Origin of the sequence: Vibrio sp. 2304 (assembly GCF_033339475.1) — a bacterium.
Taxonomy (GTDB): Bacteria; Pseudomonadota; Gammaproteobacteria; order Enterobacterales; family Vibrionaceae; genus Vibrio; species Vibrio alginolyticus.
The window spans coordinates 77,383-94,551 of record NZ_JAWOUQ010000012.1 but is presented as its reverse complement, the minus strand read 5'-3'; the positions used below and the strand labels follow the sequence as shown (position 1 = coordinate 94,551).

The 17,169-nt window shown below is 43.7% G+C and carries 21 protein-coding genes; 20 read left to right on the top strand and 1 reads right to left on the bottom strand.

What is annotated here, in order from left to right:
* Positions 1-3 precede the first annotated feature (3 nt).
* From R7P64_RS19785 to R7P64_RS19690, 20 genes are all read left to right on the top strand, one after another.
* On the top strand, positions 4-417 hold the full coding sequence (locus R7P64_RS19785) for a YscW family type III secretion system pilotin (RefSeq protein ID WP_213912361.1): 414 nt from the start codon (positions 4-6) through the stop codon (positions 415-417).
* 608 nt (positions 418-1,025) lie between these two features.
* Positions 1,026-1,886, top strand: coding sequence for an AraC family transcriptional regulator (locus R7P64_RS19780; protein ID WP_005377191.1), 861 nt, complete (start codon positions 1,026-1,028; stop codon positions 1,884-1,886).
* Between the two features lie 148 nt (positions 1,887-2,034).
* Positions 2,035-3,015: a T3SS regulon anti-activator ExsD domain-containing protein gene (locus R7P64_RS19775; protein ID WP_318119125.1), complete on the top strand. Its 981-nt coding sequence runs from the start codon at positions 2,035-2,037 to the stop codon at positions 3,013-3,015.
* Positions 3,016-3,027: 12 nt separating this feature from the next.
* Complete coding sequence (locus R7P64_RS19770; RefSeq protein WP_054575043.1) at positions 3,028-3,456, top strand: YscB family type III secretion system chaperone; 429 nt, start codon at positions 3,028-3,030, stop codon at positions 3,454-3,456.
* Positions 3,453-5,327 carry a type III secretion system outer membrane ring subunit SctC gene (gene sctC, locus R7P64_RS19765; protein WP_250154654.1) on the top strand — a complete coding sequence of 625 codons (1,875 nt, stop codon included), beginning with the start codon at positions 3,453-3,455 and terminating at the stop codon, positions 5,325-5,327. Before R7P64_RS19770 ends, sctC begins: the two co-directional genes overlap by 4 nt.
* Before the next feature lie 5 nt (positions 5,328-5,332).
* Entirely contained in the window at positions 5,333-6,634 is a 1,302-nt protein-coding gene (sctD, locus tag R7P64_RS19760; protein ID WP_318119126.1) for a type III secretion system inner membrane ring subunit SctD, read from the top strand.
* Positions 6,621-6,824, top strand: a complete 204-nt coding sequence (locus R7P64_RS19755) for an EscE/YscE/SsaE family type III secretion system needle protein co-chaperone (protein ID WP_005377198.1) — start codon at positions 6,621-6,623, stop codon at positions 6,822-6,824. Before sctD ends, R7P64_RS19755 begins: the two co-directional genes overlap by 14 nt.
* Before the next feature lie 18 nt (positions 6,825-6,842).
* Complete coding sequence (gene sctF, locus R7P64_RS19750; RefSeq protein WP_005377199.1) at positions 6,843-7,091, top strand: type III secretion system needle filament subunit SctF; 249 nt, start codon at positions 6,843-6,845, stop codon at positions 7,089-7,091.
* Positions 7,092-7,094: 3 nt separating this feature from the next.
* A complete protein-coding gene (locus tag R7P64_RS19745) occupies positions 7,095-7,454 on the top strand; it encodes a YscG family type III secretion system chaperone (RefSeq protein ID WP_005377200.1) in 360 nt (119 codons plus the stop codon).
* Positions 7,451-8,086 (top strand): YopR family T3SS polymerization control protein, encoded by a 636-nt coding sequence (locus R7P64_RS19740; protein ID WP_318119127.1) that lies wholly within the window; start codon positions 7,451-7,453, stop codon positions 8,084-8,086. Before R7P64_RS19745 ends, R7P64_RS19740 begins: the two co-directional genes overlap by 4 nt.
* Before the next feature lie 8 nt (positions 8,087-8,094).
* Positions 8,095-8,439 (top strand): SctI family type III secretion system inner rod subunit VscI, encoded by a 345-nt coding sequence (gene vscI / locus R7P64_RS19735; protein ID WP_005377202.1) that lies wholly within the window; start codon positions 8,095-8,097, stop codon positions 8,437-8,439.
* Positions 8,439-9,185: a type III secretion system inner membrane ring lipoprotein SctJ gene (sctJ, locus tag R7P64_RS19730; RefSeq protein WP_086012989.1), complete on the top strand. Its 747-nt coding sequence runs from the start codon at positions 8,439-8,441 to the stop codon at positions 9,183-9,185. The genes vscI and sctJ overlap by 1 nt, the downstream gene beginning before the upstream one ends.
* A complete protein-coding gene (gene vscK, locus R7P64_RS19725; RefSeq protein WP_318119128.1) occupies positions 9,178-9,843 on the top strand; it encodes a SctK family type III secretion system sorting platform protein VscK in 666 nt (221 codons plus the stop codon). Before sctJ ends, vscK begins: the two co-directional genes overlap by 8 nt.
* Positions 9,822-10,460, top strand: a complete 639-nt coding sequence (locus R7P64_RS19720) for an HrpE/YscL family type III secretion apparatus protein (RefSeq protein WP_213969890.1) — start codon at positions 9,822-9,824, stop codon at positions 10,458-10,460. Before vscK ends, R7P64_RS19720 begins: the two co-directional genes overlap by 22 nt.
* A gap of 185 nt (positions 10,461-10,645) precedes the next feature.
* The gene (locus tag R7P64_RS19715; protein WP_239945628.1) at positions 10,646-11,077 is read left to right on the top strand and encodes a type III secretion system chaperone; all 432 of its coding nucleotides are present in this window, start codon (positions 10,646-10,648) and stop codon (positions 11,075-11,077) included.
* A gap of 3 nt (positions 11,078-11,080) precedes the next feature.
* Positions 11,081-12,244 carry a VopS family T3SS effector adenosine monophosphate-protein transferase gene (locus R7P64_RS19710; protein ID WP_137282059.1) on the top strand — a complete coding sequence of 388 codons (1,164 nt, stop codon included), beginning with the start codon at positions 11,081-11,083 and terminating at the stop codon, positions 12,242-12,244.
* 255 nt (positions 12,245-12,499) lie between these two features.
* Entirely contained in the window at positions 12,500-12,946 is a 447-nt protein-coding gene (locus tag R7P64_RS19705; protein WP_025768119.1) for a type III secretion system chaperone, read from the top strand.
* 10 nt (positions 12,947-12,956) lie between these two features.
* Positions 12,957-13,934, top strand: a complete 978-nt coding sequence (gene vopR / locus R7P64_RS19700; RefSeq protein ID WP_065646418.1) for a type III secretion system effector VopR — start codon at positions 12,957-12,959, stop codon at positions 13,932-13,934.
* 230 nt (positions 13,935-14,164) lie between these two features.
* Entirely contained in the window at positions 14,165-14,623 is a 459-nt protein-coding gene (locus R7P64_RS19695; RefSeq protein WP_005377211.1) for a CesT family type III secretion system chaperone, read from the top strand.
* Positions 14,624-14,632: 9 nt separating this feature from the next.
* Complete coding sequence (locus R7P64_RS19690; protein WP_017821337.1) at positions 14,633-16,111, top strand: hypothetical protein; 1,479 nt, start codon at positions 14,633-14,635, stop codon at positions 16,109-16,111.
* An 89-nt stretch (positions 16,112-16,200) separates the two neighbouring features.
* On the opposite strand, the gene R7P64_RS19685 is transcribed toward R7P64_RS19690, so the two are convergent.
* Positions 16,201-17,103 (bottom strand): DMT family transporter, encoded by a 903-nt coding sequence (locus R7P64_RS19685; RefSeq protein ID WP_373417447.1) that lies wholly within the window; start codon positions 17,101-17,103, stop codon positions 16,201-16,203.
* Positions 17,104-17,169 lie beyond the last annotated feature (66 nt).

Sequence of the window (17,169 nt, the reverse complement as noted above, 5' to 3'; positions counted from 1 at the left end):
ATAATGAACAATTCTATATGGGCTGGTTTTATTGGGTTATTCATACTGAGTGGGTGCAGTCAGACTGTGTCCGTCAATGGGGTGGATGGCTTTGATACACAGAGTCAGGCATCAGTCTATGGTTGGGTTTCTGTCGACGGCTACTTTCCACCTTCGATTACTTCTCTTGAGGTGGAAATATGTAAAGTTATTGATAATCAATGTTTTAAATCGGCATCTCAGAGCTACCAAGGCGTTCAGTTGCCTGTGCAGTATTCGTTTTTAATTGCACCAATTCAAGCTGGTGAAGGAAAAATGAAGATTATTGGAAAGCTTTATTCAAACGGTGATCTCGTTGCGGAAAAAGAAAAGAACTATTTATTTTTAGAGGGAAATAAACAAGAAAACTTGATTCTTGTTCCAAAAATAAACAGATAAAATTTTAAGTACTACATTTTTATTAGAATTTTCTAATTTATAAAAATAAAGACTATATCTTTCCTGTTGTGAAAGATTTGTTGTCTTTTATAAACATTAATTACATGACTTTGAAGTCATCGGGTCAGTTGTTTTTTAGACTCATACTTGTTGCAAAAACAGTATTTTTTATGATTATATCTCGCTCCTTGAACACGTTGGCTTGGCGTTTAGGCTATAAAACATACATTTTTATGATTTTGGAAATTTAATTTTGCTCTCGAAACGATGCCGAAATCTATTTAATTGTATTCTAATGTATAACAAAACAACCAAACTTAAATAACGAAATGATATTTAAGTTTTGGCTAATGATAAACGCTATCTGATAAAAATAATAAAGACGGACAGCAGAAATTTACTAAGTCAAACTTTTACCTTTAGGTAAAGGTAATGCTTGGGTTATTCGCTAATTATTCGGGGGGTATGGTAAGTGATAGAACTTCTATGCTCTTTTCTTTGCTTCTTTAATTCATACAGCAGTACTTAGAAATAACAACAATCAAAGTAGTGCTTTGAAAGTTTCTCAACATTTGCACTGAGAAACTCAAAATAATGAAGGGTAGAAAATGGATGTGTCAGGCCAACTAAACTCAGAAAGGGTCGACTCGAGTTCACGAAAAATTCGTAGTTTTTCCTGCTATGAAAAATCTGACGAAGTATTTCACTCAGACCAGTCTCACATTGTTGTCGTTCACAATGGTCAGCTTCGAGTTCAAACAGGTGATTGCACAATCGATGTTGCTGCAGAAAATGGGGTATTTCTATCTCAAGGGGATTACTTGTTAGAGTACTCTCCGCTAGATGGGGCATACAAAGCGTCGATTATTGCCTACGACAATGAACTCGTTAGTCAGTTGCTGCAAAAACACAGTGATCTCTTGATGATGCTGCCTAAGGTAGACAAAGTTTGTTCTGGTTTGTTTACTTTTGGTTTGAACATACTCGTTGAACAAGTGCTTTCTAGCATGCAGACGCTTGAGCAACAAGCGTACCCTGATGCCATTATGTGCCTAAAATACGAAGAACTACTCATTCTCTTGCTACACAGCAAAGGAGGAGAATCACTGTATGCGTTGCTGTCACAACAAACAAACCGTACGTCGGAACGGTTACGTCGATTTATGGAACAGCATTACTTAAAAGAATGGAAGTTGACAGACTACGCGCAGGAGTTTGGTGCCAGCTTAACCACTTTTAAAGAGCTTTTTAATGAGCACTATGGCATTTCTCCAAGAGCTTGGATCAGTGAGCGTCGACTACTGCATGCTCATAAACTGCTGTTGACGAGCAAGATGAGCATCGTAGATGTGGCGATGGAGGCAGGGTTTTCCAGTCAGTCTTACTTTACGCAGAGTTACCGTCGTCGTTTTGGAACGACCCCAAGCCGCGTACGTTCGGGAGACGATCAAGTGGCTATCGCGAAATGAAATGACTTGGGACTAAAATTTTCTGACTAATTTTGAAAGTCACTCACCAGTGTAAATTCTATTATGTATCGTGTAACAACGAACGATTAAAAATTATTACATCTCTTTCTTTCTGGATTGTTCGAAAGGGGTGCGGAGACGAACATAAATGAAAAAGCAGCATTGGCGACGCCGTTCGCTTTTTCCAGACAGCATAGTGACACAGCGGAAAGTGACTGTTTTACAAAGAGGAGCTCGTTATGAAAGCGCCTCGAAACCTACGCAGGATCTCAATGTTGTGCACGTCAATCACCGACAATTGTTGAGTGAAGGCGTCATAAATTATGAGCAGTTATCTTTACTTCAACGCTTGTTGGATAGAAATGTCGTCGATAGCCTATGCGCTAGCCAGTTAGTTAAAACGTATCAAAAACTTGGTGCTTCGATAGACCGGTTTGCCATGCGTTTATTTTTGGAAATTGGATCGCAGCTCAGTGATAGCAGCACAATCACAACGTTCGAACAAAGGCTGGACTACATCAACTCTCGTCTGGGCTTTCGCTTTAATTTGGCTGTCCCAAAAACGTTGATGCTTTGTTTCCATTTATCACTCAACGAGTGGATTAACCGACAAGTCGATCAAAGTGCTCTTCATGCTTCGATTAAAGTTGAACAACTTATCAATCAACTCGATATTCAGAAGGAATATTGGTCGAAGCTATCAGGGGAAGACACCAGTGCCGTCTTTGTTCAACAGCAACTCGATCTTATTAAGAGCCAGCAGCATCAACTTAAAAAGCAACTTGGGACGTTAAGCGAACAACAGTTGCAAGTGATTGAATGTCATCGTTCGTTAATTGACAAGTGGCAACCGTCTTTAGACGAGCTGAAAGGGTTCGCGGAGTACACCTCGACAACCGAACAATTTATTTCTGAGTGGAAAAATTGGTGTTCGGAAGTGCGACTTGAAGCCCCTGAGCTGAACGAAGTTTGGGATGCATGCGATGTGGTTTACAACGACCAAAATGCGGTTGCGAAAGTATGGCAATGGTTCAAGAACATGCAAACTGTTGGTGATATCGATCACTACTATTTTGATACTCAAAGTGGTCAGTGCGGCCAGGCTTGCAATCACCTCAGCCAGATCTAAATAGGGCGTTAAATGTTAGATAAGATGATGAAATCTTTAGCGGAAGCGCTAAAGGTAGGGGATTTTATTGCCTCAGAAAATGGTTCTTACAACATCGAGGTTGACCAGTTATCACTGACCATCAAGCAACATGCGTCATGGATTTTATGGGAAGCGACGTTACCCTTCCAGTTTAAAGAGCATCTAGATTATCAACAAGAACAAGCGTTACAACGTTGCATGCAGCTCTCATTAAAAACCATTCGTGAGGATGGCGGCGTACTGACAACCAATGATGATCAGCAATTGATTTTGCAAAGTAAAGTAAGGGTTGAGGACTGTTCGGTGGAACGGTTCTCTACTTTACTTTCTAAGCACGTCAATCTATGTGAACGTTACATTGCATTATTGGAACAAGAACGCGTGAACCACACAATCAACCATACAGTGTGGTTACCATGATGCAAAAAATCTTTCCCAACATTAGACGTGCTGCAACAAAGGCATTGTTATGCGCAGTGAGTGTTGTTCCTTTGGGATATGCGCAAGCAACAGACTTACACTGGCCTGAACAACCGTTCCGCTACTATGCAGATAACGACTCATTAAAAGAGTTGTTGAATAACTTCGGTGCAAATTATCGTGTCTCGGTTTCTGTTAGTGACAAAGTCAACGATCGAGTGAATGGGCGTTTTACCCCTGAAGATCCGGCGGAATTCCTCGATTACTTATCGCAAGTGTACAACTTGATGTGGTATTTCGATGGTGCCGTCTTACATGTCTATAAGGCGACAGAAACTCGCTCACGTTTACTTCAATTGGAATTACTTACGGCTAGAGAGCTACGCAGTACGTTAATTTCCACCGGCGTTTGGGATTCTCGTTATGGTTGGAGAGCCGCTGAGAGCAAAGGGTTAGTCTATCTTGCGGGTCCTCCACGTTATGTCGACTTAGTGGTACAAACGGCGGAGGCATTGGAAACGCGCTTGCTGCAGAAATCGAATTCAACCGACGAATTATTCGTTGAGATAATTCCTTTGAAGTACGCTTCTGCAACGGATAGAGAAATTGCATATCGAGATCAGACAATTACGGTCCCTGGCATCGCATCGGTGTTAAAACGGGTCGTGTCTGGTGTTCAAACTCAAGTGACGAGTGCGTCTAGCAAAGAAGTTACCAGTTCAGATAAGCCTGTAAAAAGTAATAAAACCGCCTCAGTTCATGGTGGCGCAACAGTTGAAGCAGAGCCGGGCCTTAATGCAATTATCGTTCGTGATACTCAAGCACGATTACCGCTCTATCGTAAACTGGTCGCGCAATTAGACCAGCCGCAATCAAGAATTGAAGTCGCGCTATCGATTGTCGATATCAGTGCCAACGATTTAAGTCAGTTAGGCGTGGATTGGCGAGCGGGAGTGTCTGTCGGAAACAACCGCATTGTCGATATCAAAACAACAGGTGATGTGAATTCGGGGGATGTGACGCTCGGCAGTGGACAGAACTTTAAGTCCTTGCTTGATTCAACCAACCTAAATTACTTGCTGGCTCAAATTCGTTTATTGGAATCCAAAGGCAGTGCTCAAGTGGTTTCAAGACCAACATTGTTAACTCAGGAAAATGTCGAAGCGGTACTGAACAACAGCAGCACGTTTTACGTCAAGCTGGTTGGTAAAGAAACCGCAGCGCTGGAAGAGGTCACGTATGGCACGTTACTGAGAATTGTCCCACGTATCGTTGGTGATAGATTTGCTGCACGACCTGAAATTAACCTGAGCCTTCATCTCGAAGACGGTGCAAAGATCGCTGATGGTGGCGTCGATGATCTTCCTTCCGTTCGTAAAACTGAAATCAGCACCTTAGCGACGGTTAAACAAGGGCAAAGCTTACTTATCGGTGGTGTGTACCGAGATGAAGTGAGCCATCAGTTACGTAAAGTGCCATTGCTAGGAGACATCCCATATTTAGGCGCGCTGTTTAGAAGTAATACCAATACTAAGCGCCGCACAGTACGAATGTTTATTTTAGAACCTCGAATTGTTGTGGATGGTATTGGCGATAGTGTGTTGATTGGCAACGAATATGACTTGCGACCAAGTATCGGCAAGCTTAACAACATCTCCAACAATAGCGCTGAATTTAAATCGGTAGTGGAAGTATATAGCTGCACATCGAGGGTTCAAGCCGAGCGCTATCAACAAGACTTATTGTCACAGCAAAAGTCGTCTCAATTAACGCAGTGCCGATTACCAACAGGGCAAAAGGGTTGGCGGGTGAAAGTATTGGAATGTGATGACTCACAAAGTGAGTGTGTGCGCCCTTCAGAGGAGTCTTAACCGCGATGCAGCAATGGAAAATTCGTATTTTATCAGGCGTGCATACCGGAGTAGAAGTCACCTTACCTGAAGGTGCTCTCGTGCTTGGCAGTGACGACTTTATTGCTGATCTTGTACTGTCTGATGCTGGGGTCGAAGCGAACCATTTCACCCTCGTTTGCCAGCAAGACTCGGTCATTTTACGAGGCTGCGAAGAGGCAAATATTAACAGTGAAGACATCGCTGTTGCAGGTGATGGTATCGAGTTGTCACGCCATGCTGTTGTCTCGGTCGGCGTTGTGAAGTTCGCTCTGGGATACGCGGAAGATGCGTTAATTGTGAGTAACGTCAGCGACGAATCTAGCCAACAGAATACACCTGTGGTTGCTGTGCAACGCTCTAGCTGGAAAAAAACAACGCTCATCGCTTTGCTTTGTAGTTTTGTCCCGAGTGTCATTTTTGCTGGTATGTGGTACAGCCAAGTTAACGGAAGCAACAATGAAATTGTTACAGAAGCAGAACCCATTGTTTTGGTACGCAACATCTTAGGCGAGCTCAAACTTAGCGACGTTCGTGTGGAATGGAATGCCGCCGCACGCCAAGCAGTCCTAGAGGGCTATGTTGAAGACCGAACACAGAAACTCGATCTGCTTGGTCGAATTGATGTATTGGGCATCAATTACAAAAGTGACTTAAGAACGATGGAAGAAATCCGTCGCGGGGTTCGATTTATTTTGCGCAACCTCGGCTATCACCAAGTGAAAGTCGAAAATGGCGATGAGACCGGCACACTGCTGCTGACGGGCTATATCGATGATGCAAGCCGCTGGAACCAAGTTGAACAAATCTTGGAGCGAGACGTGCCGGGTCTTATTGCGTGGAAGGTTGAACTGCAGCGAGCGGGTGCCTACATGGATACGCTAAAAGCGTTATTAACGGATGCGGAGCTACTGAAAAAAGTCCAGTTGGTCACCAGCGGTGATCGCATCGAAGTTCGTGGTGAGCTTGATGATATCGAAACGACTCGATTTTACGGTGTGACCCGAGACTTCCGGGAACAATATGGTGAGAAGCCGTACTTAGTTTTGAAATCCATACCTAAGGTGAGTAAAGGCACCAACATCGATTTCCCGTTTCGTAGCGTTAACTTTGGCCAGGTTCCATATGTGATTCTGACCGATAACGTTCGCTATATGGTCGGTGCAAGAACGCCTCAGGGCTACCGAATATCCAGTGTTACACCTGCTGGTATTGAGTTGGTTAAAGGCGGGCGGGTGATAACAATAGAACTTGGATATGAAGGCGAGACGAACAATGACAAATCTTGAACAAATTCTAAATAACGACACAAACGGTGCGGAAGTGCACAAGATTAAGAGCAAGCTCTTAGAAGCACAAGCGGTGGTGAAACGTCAGTTGGATTTAGGGTGCTCACCACAGCAGTACCAATTGCTACTCAAACAGTATGAAGCTTACACAGCCGCCCATGCGGTCGTTGAATCATACGAAGCTAACTAAAAAATACGAGGAAGTCTTATGTCATTTTACGATGCTAGTAACAGTGTAAACCTTGATGATGTTAAAGCTAAGTTAGAACAACAAGCGAAAGATGCCAACACAGAAGTGACGGCAGCCATCAAGAACCTAGAAACCAATGCCGATGATCCATCAAAGCTTGCCGAGCTTCAGCACGCGATCAACAAATGGTCTGTTGTTTACAATATCAATGCGACCACCACTCGTGCGATTAAAGATGTGATGCAGTCGATTCTCCAGAAGGTGTAAAGCATGGAACGAGAAACGCGCCAACTGCTGGCTGAAATCGCGCTGATGGCAACAGGTATGCATCGTCATCAAGAAGCCAACACGATTGCAGATGGCCTTGAAGCAAGCTCAGGTTCTGAAGAGACCGTTGCGATGATTCGTGCAATGAGCCTCATGAATAAAGGCTTGTATGAAGAGGCTCATCAATTACTCGAACCACTTTGTAACGCCTATCCAGATCTGATCAGCTTAGCGGCTCTTGCTTCTGCCAAAGCCGGTTTACTGAGCAAAGCGGAAAGCTGGGTAGAACTTGCGTCACAAGGAAGCGAAGAAAGCCAAGCATTTGCTGCGAGCTTTTCTCAGGACATTAGGAATCTTGGATGATCATTGATTCAAGCAACCTAAGTCTTCAACACCAATCTTTGCGTCAGTCGGAGTCGCGCCATTATGAGCGGAGCGATGAAGACAAGATGAAAGCACTCATGGAGCGAAGTGACAAGCAAGAGAAAGTTTCACATGTTTCTCCAAAAGAGACGCTAGAGAAAACAGAAGCCAAACTGGCGGAGATTAAAGCGTGGTACGAATCATTAAAAGACGCAGAGGTTGTCAGTAAACAAAGTGTCTTATCATCGTTAAATGAAGCGTTCTCCGACCCTCAAGTTAAACGAGAGGCAATGTGGTACGCCTTTCATGAGGCGAAGAGTGCAAAAGGCAACGAACAGCCACAATCTGATTTGTTAAAGGTGTTGAAGCAGGAGTTACTAGGGAATTTTTCGGGACAGCTTATTGCCGAACCACCTGCTGATAAAACAGCACTAAAAGCAATGCTAGCGCAGCATTTTCCACTGGGTGCCCAGAAAGAACAAGCCTTATGGCATTGCTGGGCAGAGTTGAAGTCGTTACCTAATATGGCATCAACACTGGACATGGTTCGTGATGAACTTAGCTTCATGATCCAAAAAAATGCGATGGTGAAAAACATCATGACTCACAGTCACAAGTTAGATTTATCTTAGGAGTACATATGATAAACACGCAGTACACCGAGGTGATGCAAACCAACATTGATAAGTTGCAGGATGCGCAAGTCGAAGACGGTTTAAGCGAACGCTTTGAGCAAGCTATGTCGGTTCCCGAGGCGAATAATGGCCTGGAGGGAGGTTTGCTAGAAAACATCAGCGAGTTGAAAAACACTATCGATAACGCGAAAAGTAACCTGCAAGACAACATGAAGATGGTGGGTGATGATCCGGCGCAATTACTGCAAATGCAGTGGGCGCTGACACGCATTACTTTTCAAGAAGAGCTGATCGCGAAAACCGTGGGTAAAACCACACAAAACGTAGAAACCTTATTGAAGGCACAATAGTGATGATGAATAAAATGAGAGCAGTTTTCATCATGCTCACGTTGTTTCTGGTAGGTTGTCAGACCGAGTTATACACCAACGTTACTCAGAAAGAGGGTAATGAGATGTTGTCGATCTTACTATCCGAAGGTGTCGTTGCAACAAAAGAGCCTGACAAAGACAACACCGTCAAGTTAATGGTAGACAGTTCTCAAATCGCCTTCGCGGTAGACGCGCTAAAGCGAAAAGGTTATCCAAGAGAGCAGTTTTCCACACTGAAAGAAGTGTTTCCCAAAGACGATTTGATCTCGTCACCATTAGCAGAACGAGCACGTTTGGTATACGCGAAATCTCAGGAGCTCTCCTCAACCTTATCTCAGATTGATGGCGTGCTAGTGGCACGTGTTCATGTTGTTTTGGAAGATCAAGATCTGCGTCCAGGAGAGCGCCCAACTCCAGCTTCTGCCTCCGTATTTATTAAACACGCAGCAGATATTGCGCTTGATTCATATGTTCCGCAGATCAAATTATTAGTGAACAATAGCATTGAGGGGCTGAACTACGATCGAATCAGCGTAGTGATGGTACCCTCATCAGAGGTTCGAGTTGCTACTCAAAACAATCAATTTAAAAGCATTTTGTCGGTTCAGGTCACCAAAGAGACGGCGAATAATCTTATCGCCATTTTGGTGTTCTTGGTAGCGGCACTCATCGGCTCGAATATCGCTACTTTTACATGGTGTCGTAGGAACACGAAGCGTGGTTAAACCAGAAACACCACTCGCGCAGGTACTACACCAGTTTAACTATGCGCCTTGCCAGTACATCCATAGAAGTTGGATAGAGCAAAAGCAGCCTTGGTTACTAAATATCGAAGGCTGGAGAGATAACCCCATGTTTAACCAATGGTGCATAAATGAGTGGGCGTTATCTCCCGTTCCTGAGACGGCTTTTAACAAACCTTGCCATAGCTTGGCGTTGCTCCCAGCGGATGCGTTGAACCAACTCGTATTGATGGTGGGCGGAGCTTTACATTGTGTGGCAATGCGAGGCGTTGTTTTAAAACATCCTAAACAGGTTCTGAACAACGTATTTGGTTTGGAAGGCGCTCGGTTCCTAATTCAAAACGGGCCTATGCTGTTATCCAGCTGGCCGCAAGGCTGGCAGCGTTCGTTACCAGAACTACTGGATGAAAGGTCTGTTGAAGCAAGCATGAGGGCGCTGGGATATTTTTGGATGAGGTTTATTTTGATTAACTCACCGGAAGATGTTGTTCTTCGTTGGCAATTCAAATTAGAAAAGCAACTTAGCGAAAACGCGGAAACAGCTAACTGGTTGGAAGCGGATCAACGAGATCTGGCGTATCGACTCACAAAAAAAATCGCAAAACAGGTTATTCCTCAATGGTTTCATTTGTTGAAATAAAAACAGACAATTTGCAGCTGGCACCTGGCTTAAAGGTGCTGAAAGCGAAAGATTATGCCAGTTATCTGGATTCGCAACACTTAGTTGAAGCCGCGAACTCCAAAGCTGAAAGCATCATTGCTAATGCCCAGCAAGCCTACGAAACCGAAAAACAACGTGGTTATCAAGATGGCCTTGCACAAGCCAAGATTGAAAATGCGCAAACGATGGTTGAAACCTTAGCACGTTGTAATGACTACTATCAGCAAGTCGAAGAAAAAATGACAGGTGTGGTGTTAGAAGCAGTACGCAAGATCATCGATACCTTCGATGATGTCGATACCACGGTGAGTGTAGTTCGAGAAGCGTTGCAACTGGTGAGTAACCAAAAGCAGGTCATTTTACATGTCCACCCAGAGCAGGTTGTTGAGGTGAGAGAAAAGGTGGCTGGAGTATTAAGTGATTTCCCTGAAGTCGGTTACGTTGACGTGGTAGCAGATGCGCGCTTGAAAAATGGAGGCTGCATTTTGGAAACAGAAGTTGGGATCATCGACGCCAGTATTGATGGACAGCTGCATGCGTTAAAGCAAGCTATGGTGAAGCAGCTCAGCGAGCGTAAAACTACGATTCATGAATAAACCTTAAAAACTCAGCACTTGCTGAGTTTTTTCATTTTAATGCCTTTAAACAAAAAAAATCCGACCATTTCTAAAATATTCACTGCCATAAATCCTTAAGAATACACCTAAGAAAGCTGCTTAGTTGATAAGTGTTGCAACCAAGCAGCGCCTCTAAAACAACAAAAATAGGATTATTTAGTCGAATGGCTAATGGATTTATAACTTCTTTACTGACAGATTTTGCCAGCCGCTGCCAATTGGAGCCGTTGGTTTTTGATGAAGATGATTGTTGCCATCTACTCGTTGAGCAAAACACAGCAATCACAATTCGTGCACAAGAAGATCGTGTGACGCTTATCGGGCTGATTTCAGGTGATGAACCGAGTGCTGATATTTTGCATCAACATATGAAAGATGCCTTAACGCAAGGTTCTCCAGCGGTATGCTGGGAGGAAGAGACCGGATACATCGGTTTCATACACCTGCCTCAGCAACTGCTAACTGCATCTTTTTTCGATGAGTCATTTGCGAATTTCATCGAGTGGTTAAAAAGTGCGAATACACAAGAAGTAACCAACAAAACAACCGAAGTACCGGAAACGAATACCACTCATTTTTCCACATTAAGGGTTTAAAACATGATCAGTTTTGGAAGTGTTAGCGCGTTGCAGGCCGCCATGCCGCAAGCTCGTAACGAGATACTTAACGAAGGTAAGCTGAGTATTGGTGGCAAAGAATACCAAATCAACGCAGCGACCCAAGAATTTACTCGTACCAATCCTACGAATGGTGCGGTAGCGCGATTTTTTGAAGCGACAGGAAAACTGTTTCGCGAAGGTAGCCCACAATCGGTAGCGAAAGCCCTTACAAAAGCCGTATTTGATAATGAGCAAGGACAAGCTCAGCGTTTACAAGCTGCTTCTTCTGTTGAGCATGGACAAATGTTCTTCAAAGATGGAAGCATAAAAACCGCATCAGATGTCTTAAATGCCTTTGCGAAGTTAGACAGTAAATCAGTTCAGTCGAACTCTGCTGAGCTAAACCAGTTAGCAGAGCGAGCGATGACAGAGGCAATGTTAGAAACCGATTCTGGTAAAAACCTCACATCACTGATTGGCGAAAGTGCAGCGAAGTCGCTTGCTGGACGTGTAGTAAAAGACTACGGCGGTGGTGTATCTGCAGCGCAGAAAAACCCGGCAGGTAGCATTAATCAAATGCAAGCGGTGTTTGATATGGAGGTGATGCATCTTAAATCGGCGCAACGTCATATCGAAGGTCTAGCAAGCACCGATCTAAGCCAAGGTGTATACGCTGAAGGACTGGCAGAGGATGCGTTTAACAAAAGTGGCGTAACCAATAATGTTGAAAGAGCTGCGGCGTGGATCATTAATGCTTCTAACTCTAAAGGAAACGATGCCGAAAATATTACGTCTTTACTTAAAGAGTACGCGTCTAATGGTAAAGATTTATTGAATATGGAAAACCTAAAAGAGCTACACGCTCGATTGGTGCCTAATGTTGAGCGTGATTACCGAGGGCCAAATATTTCGGGTGGCACTTTGCCTTCAAGTATTGGCGGTGAGGGCATGTTAAAGCAGCACATTGAAGGCTTTTTGAAAGAGAACCCTGTAGAAGATAAAGACTTAGGTAAGCATTTGTTCGCCGGAGTTATCGGGTACCATGGCTTTACCGATGGAAATGGTCGCATGGGTCGCATGCTATACGCGATAGCAGAACTTCGTAACGACTCGTTCAATCCTTTAGCTATGGATGCAGAAAATAGCCTTCACGGTATTAAGTGATTTTTTACTTCTATTTAATTTTTGGAGCGGCGATTGCCGCTCTTTTATTTTCCAGCTTAACCTTAATTTTTCTTCTCAATAAAACGGCTAATAGCAATAAAAATGAGACGTTGAAATAAAGTGTCGGTTTCTATCTCGCCATAAAATCTCTTTTATCCTTATTCGCTTATTTAAATGAGCCGTTATACCCAAGTGGCTTCGCTGCAATAAATATATCGATGTCACTTAGTTATAATAAATTAGACAGGACACAACATGGATACAGGAAAGATTAATATGCTTCTCTCTGAGCTAGGAGAAGTGCTGAACCTTGAGCGCGTGACAGCGTATGACGATCAAATGTGGTCACTGCATTTTGCTGAAAACAACAGTGTCGATGTTCTGCTCGTAGAGGAAAAAGGCGAGTTATTGATTTCCAAAAACCTGCTTATAGAACAAGATGATATTACGCTAGATAAACTTCAAGTTTTACTTGAATACAACTTTTTGTATCGAGAAACAGGTGGTGTGCAGTTTTGTGTGAATCCAACACGCAAAGACGTTGTTCTTCAAGTTGCTATCGCGACTGGAAGTGAACTCACCAACATTGCTAACTTAATCATTCAGTTGAACGAATTAGTTGATACTTGGGGACAGTTATTTCAAAACAACACGGTTGTAGATTTTAGCCAAACAGACGTACACGCATTTATTCAAGTTTAAGGCATCACACATGGTCAATATTAATACATCGCAAATGCACTCGTTGAGTCAGTTAACGTCACATTTGGCGACACAAAATCAAGCTGACGACAAAGAGGTTCGAGCACACAACGGTAAAGATATTTTTGTTAAAGAGGGCGCACCAAAAAATAAAAGTATCAGCGCGCGTATTAGCCACCAGAATAAAGCGAAAGATATTGTAGTGAACCTGCTTACTAAGCAGGGTATTCCTAAAGATGTTGCGAAGCTCATGCTGAAAAATGTGTTGAACGGTGAAAACAAGTTAACGCTTGGGAGCCTGAAAAATCTTGAGAGATTGTCGTCTGGTCCTAGCTCAAATTGGCCCACTGTACAAACGGCAGCCTCTTCTTCCAAAACCAATAAAGCCTCATCGAGTGTCGCGCTTATCAACGAACATAAAGCCAACCTTCAAAAGCTTGGTGATTTTGCCTGTACGGACTTAAATACGTTCGGTGTTAAGGGGTCACAGTTTTATGAAACAAAAGGAAAGCCACGACTAAAAGAGCTTCACGCGGATCAAGCGCGAATCATGCAAGATCACAGAGCGACGATGTCCGCAAACGGAGTTCAAGCTGCAGCACAAAGAGGAACCGCACCGCAATTAAGCACTCTACAGAACATTGCTAAGGCAGTACAAACCGCGAAAGCCGGCTGCTGTACTACATTTGCCTTTGCTGCCGCCGCTGAGATGATTCAAGGCATGTCAGGAACACCTGAAAGTGAACCCAAAGTAGAAGTGGTTGCGTTTAAAAAGGGTCATTCAGGTACACACCTTTATGTACTGGTTGGTCGACAAGAGGGGAGCGACATAAAAGATCCATCAACGTGGAGTAAGGATGTGAAAATTGTTGACCCTTGGGCGACATCTGCATTCGGTGCACCAATGTTTGGAGATGCACAACGACCACCTGTTTCGAATATGTTCCCGCCAACAGAAGTCATTTTTGATAGCCATAAACTGGGTTAGTCACTCTGCAAAAGAAGTGAGCAAATACACCATGCTAAGCATCTAACCTTTATTGAAAGAGCAGCTCTGAGCTGCTCTTTTTTATTACTCTGGCAACTCGATTTTAGAGCGAGATTTCTGCGGAAAACCTCACAATGAAGGCGAAAAAGTGACAAAAATAAAGCCATTACCGACATCGTTCAATCTGCAATCGTTGTTCAATAGAGTTATTGAAACAAAAGGAAAAAGTTATGAACACGATTCAACAACTGCTCTTGGAGTTTTGCCAACTCAATGAGTTGCCCGAACTGAATTTTGAAGAAAATGAACGTTGTCAGCTACTGGTCGATGATCGCTACATGTTGTATTTCATCGCGACAGATACGGATGATTTGATGTTGTCTGTAACGTTCGGAGGGTTAGAAAAATCCGGTGAACAACGACTAAAAGGTTTAGAGCTTCTTGCTCATGCGAACTATCAAGGAATTGGTAGTGGCAACCTCGCACTTGCTTTGGCTCCAAACGGTCGACAGCTTGTCTTAGCAGGACGTAAACCCGTTGAGCATCTAAATACGACGAACCTTACCGCTTGGTTTCACGAAGTTATTGAACAGGCCGAGCTGTGGCAAGCGCGTTTCGCAATGTTGGATCAAGCGATTCCAACCACCTCTAATCATGAACAAGCTCATGTTCAATCACTTCGTGTGTAGGAGAGAAAAATGGTTAATACAACACAAAAAATCAGCCAAAGCCCAGTACCTGATCTAGAGCAGTTTCGTGCAGTTGCTGCGCAAAAAGATGACCGAGTGATCAGTAAAAGAGGTGAAGTAAAAGAACCTTCCACATTCCACAAAGGTCACAAGTTTGCTTCTATTCACGAAGGCGTATTGAGAAGCAAATACACTAAGTTTTTCCAAGAAAACATCAAAACTCACCTTGATTTAAAACAAGCGCTACTTAAGCAAGAAAAACCTGAGGTTGCGCTGTTGGCTTACTCCCTAGTGAGTCCTTCAGGCTATCGCGGTGAGCCACTTACTGAGCGTAAAATCTTAGAAGTTGTCAGCCTATTGGATGAAATAAAAGTGAGCAGCGATACGTACCAGCAGCTTAAAAATACGTTTGATGCGATCAGCAAAGATCCGCGTATGCAGGTGAGCTTAGAAGCCCAGTATCCGGGAAAAATGGATGGCTTTGCTGCTGAACTGCTGCAGATGGGCAAAGAAAAGCTAAAAGGTTCTGGTGTTAACGCCGTTATTAACTTGGCATTACCTGGCGTTGGCTTATTGATTTCTACAGGTCGAGAGCTGCACAAAGCGGCCGTAAATGGTGATGCTGAGGCTTACCATCATCAGTTAGAACAAATTTCACAGCTGCCAGGGCGAGATCAACGTCTTTCTATGCCGATGCAGCAAACCTTGGCTCAAGGTCATGCGATACTGTCGGCTGAAGGTGGCATTGGAGCTACATTAGGTATGGCGACGGGGAGCCTGGGCACGTTCGGTGTTAGCTCTGTAGCAACGGTGGGCGTCACACCGATAGCAAAAGAGGCAATCGGTTCTGCGGCAACGACTGCTATCATGAGTGGTGGTGGTTTTGTTGCGAACCAAGCTGGAGCATACGGACTAAATACAGAAGTCAAAGAACAACTCATGCAAGGTGAGATGTCTGGTGTTTTACCAAGGCTTGAAGTTTCTAATGCCAAAGGAGACTTTACCTTTAGTATGCAAGATCCGGCTTCTGTCCGCGCATTAATGGCGTACCTTGGTCCTAAGGAGAATACTGAAATGACTTCTCCTCAAGCGCCTAAAGAGGCACAAGAGATGGAAGCCGCTCGATTAACACTGAAAAAGATGTTGGGTTCAGAACCAAGTGAGCACTTGGTTCCTGACGTAGACTCTATCTTGAAGCTAAGCCCAGAGGATGCACCAAGTAAAACCGAGTCTATTGCTAACGGGGCGTTTAAAAAACTGTTAGGAGAAGATTGGGATTGGCTCATGCCAGCTGTTCGAGCGATTGATAAAGGGGAAGCAAGTAAAATAAACGAAAAGCTAACCTACAAGCTCCCCCTAGATGCAGCAAACGGACGAGTTTATCTTGATAAATGCCCAAACCTGAGTGACGTCCAATTAGATGCGCTAGAAAAACTAGGCTCACCAAGTCAATTGCGATTGATGTACTTGGCAGAAGGCTGGGTGTAATTTCAAATGGTAAAGTAGGGAGTAGGTGCTGCTCCTTACTTTATCTACCGTCAGCGTTCCTTTTTGGGGCTGGCTAATATCGGTTTAATTTAACTTTTCGACTGAAGAAACAAACACACAAGTGTCAACGTTATACCAACCCAACCAATGAAAGAAATTTCTTCCCCAACAATCGCAACTGCTAGTGCTGCTGCGATAACAGGTTCAAATAGCGTGAGTATGCTAGCTCCACTGGCTGTAACAAACCGTAGCCCAAACCCAAAAGCGACGTAACCTAACCCCATTGGAATCAAGGCCATGTAGAGCATGACCGCCGTATTAGTTGACGATGCAAATAGATTATCACCCGTGATGAAAAGTGTTGGTAGAAGCAAAACTCCACCAATACCAAAAACACTTCCCATGGCCGTTTGCGATTCAATGCCGTGGTCAATCATAGCCTTTACTCCCCATGAGTAAATGGCGTACGTCAAACCTGCCAATAGGCCAAGTAATACACCCCAATGCTTCATATCCTGATCAAATAAGCTATTTGCGGATGACTCAGAAGCCAGCAACAAGGTAATGCCAATGACCCCGATTGCGAAACTCATCATCCAGCGCTTGGTTATGGTCTGATTTCGGCTAAAGAGACACTCTAACAAAGCAGAAAAGAAAGGAGCAGTGGAGATAGAAATAACCGTACCAATAGCCACACCAGCGAATCGCATTGATGAATAAAAAGCCAGTGGGTAGGTGGCTAAGGCGATAATACTAATCAGTAACGTTTTCTTCTTATGTACGACTTTTCGAAAATCTCTCTTCAGTGACTTCGCAGATAGACATGCTTGCATAAACCCACCAATACCCATAGAAAATGCGCCAATGGCGAGAGCACTGACATCCGGTGCCAAGCTGGCAGCGGTGCCCGTCGTTCCCCACAGGGTTGAAGCAAAAAGTATGGATAAAGTTCCTAATTGATAGTCGGTGAAATGTTTTTTTAACACTGTAATTTCTACCTAGTGAATGGCTGTTTTAGGGTAGAAAGAATAAAAGAAAGCGATAGAGATTTTTGTGCT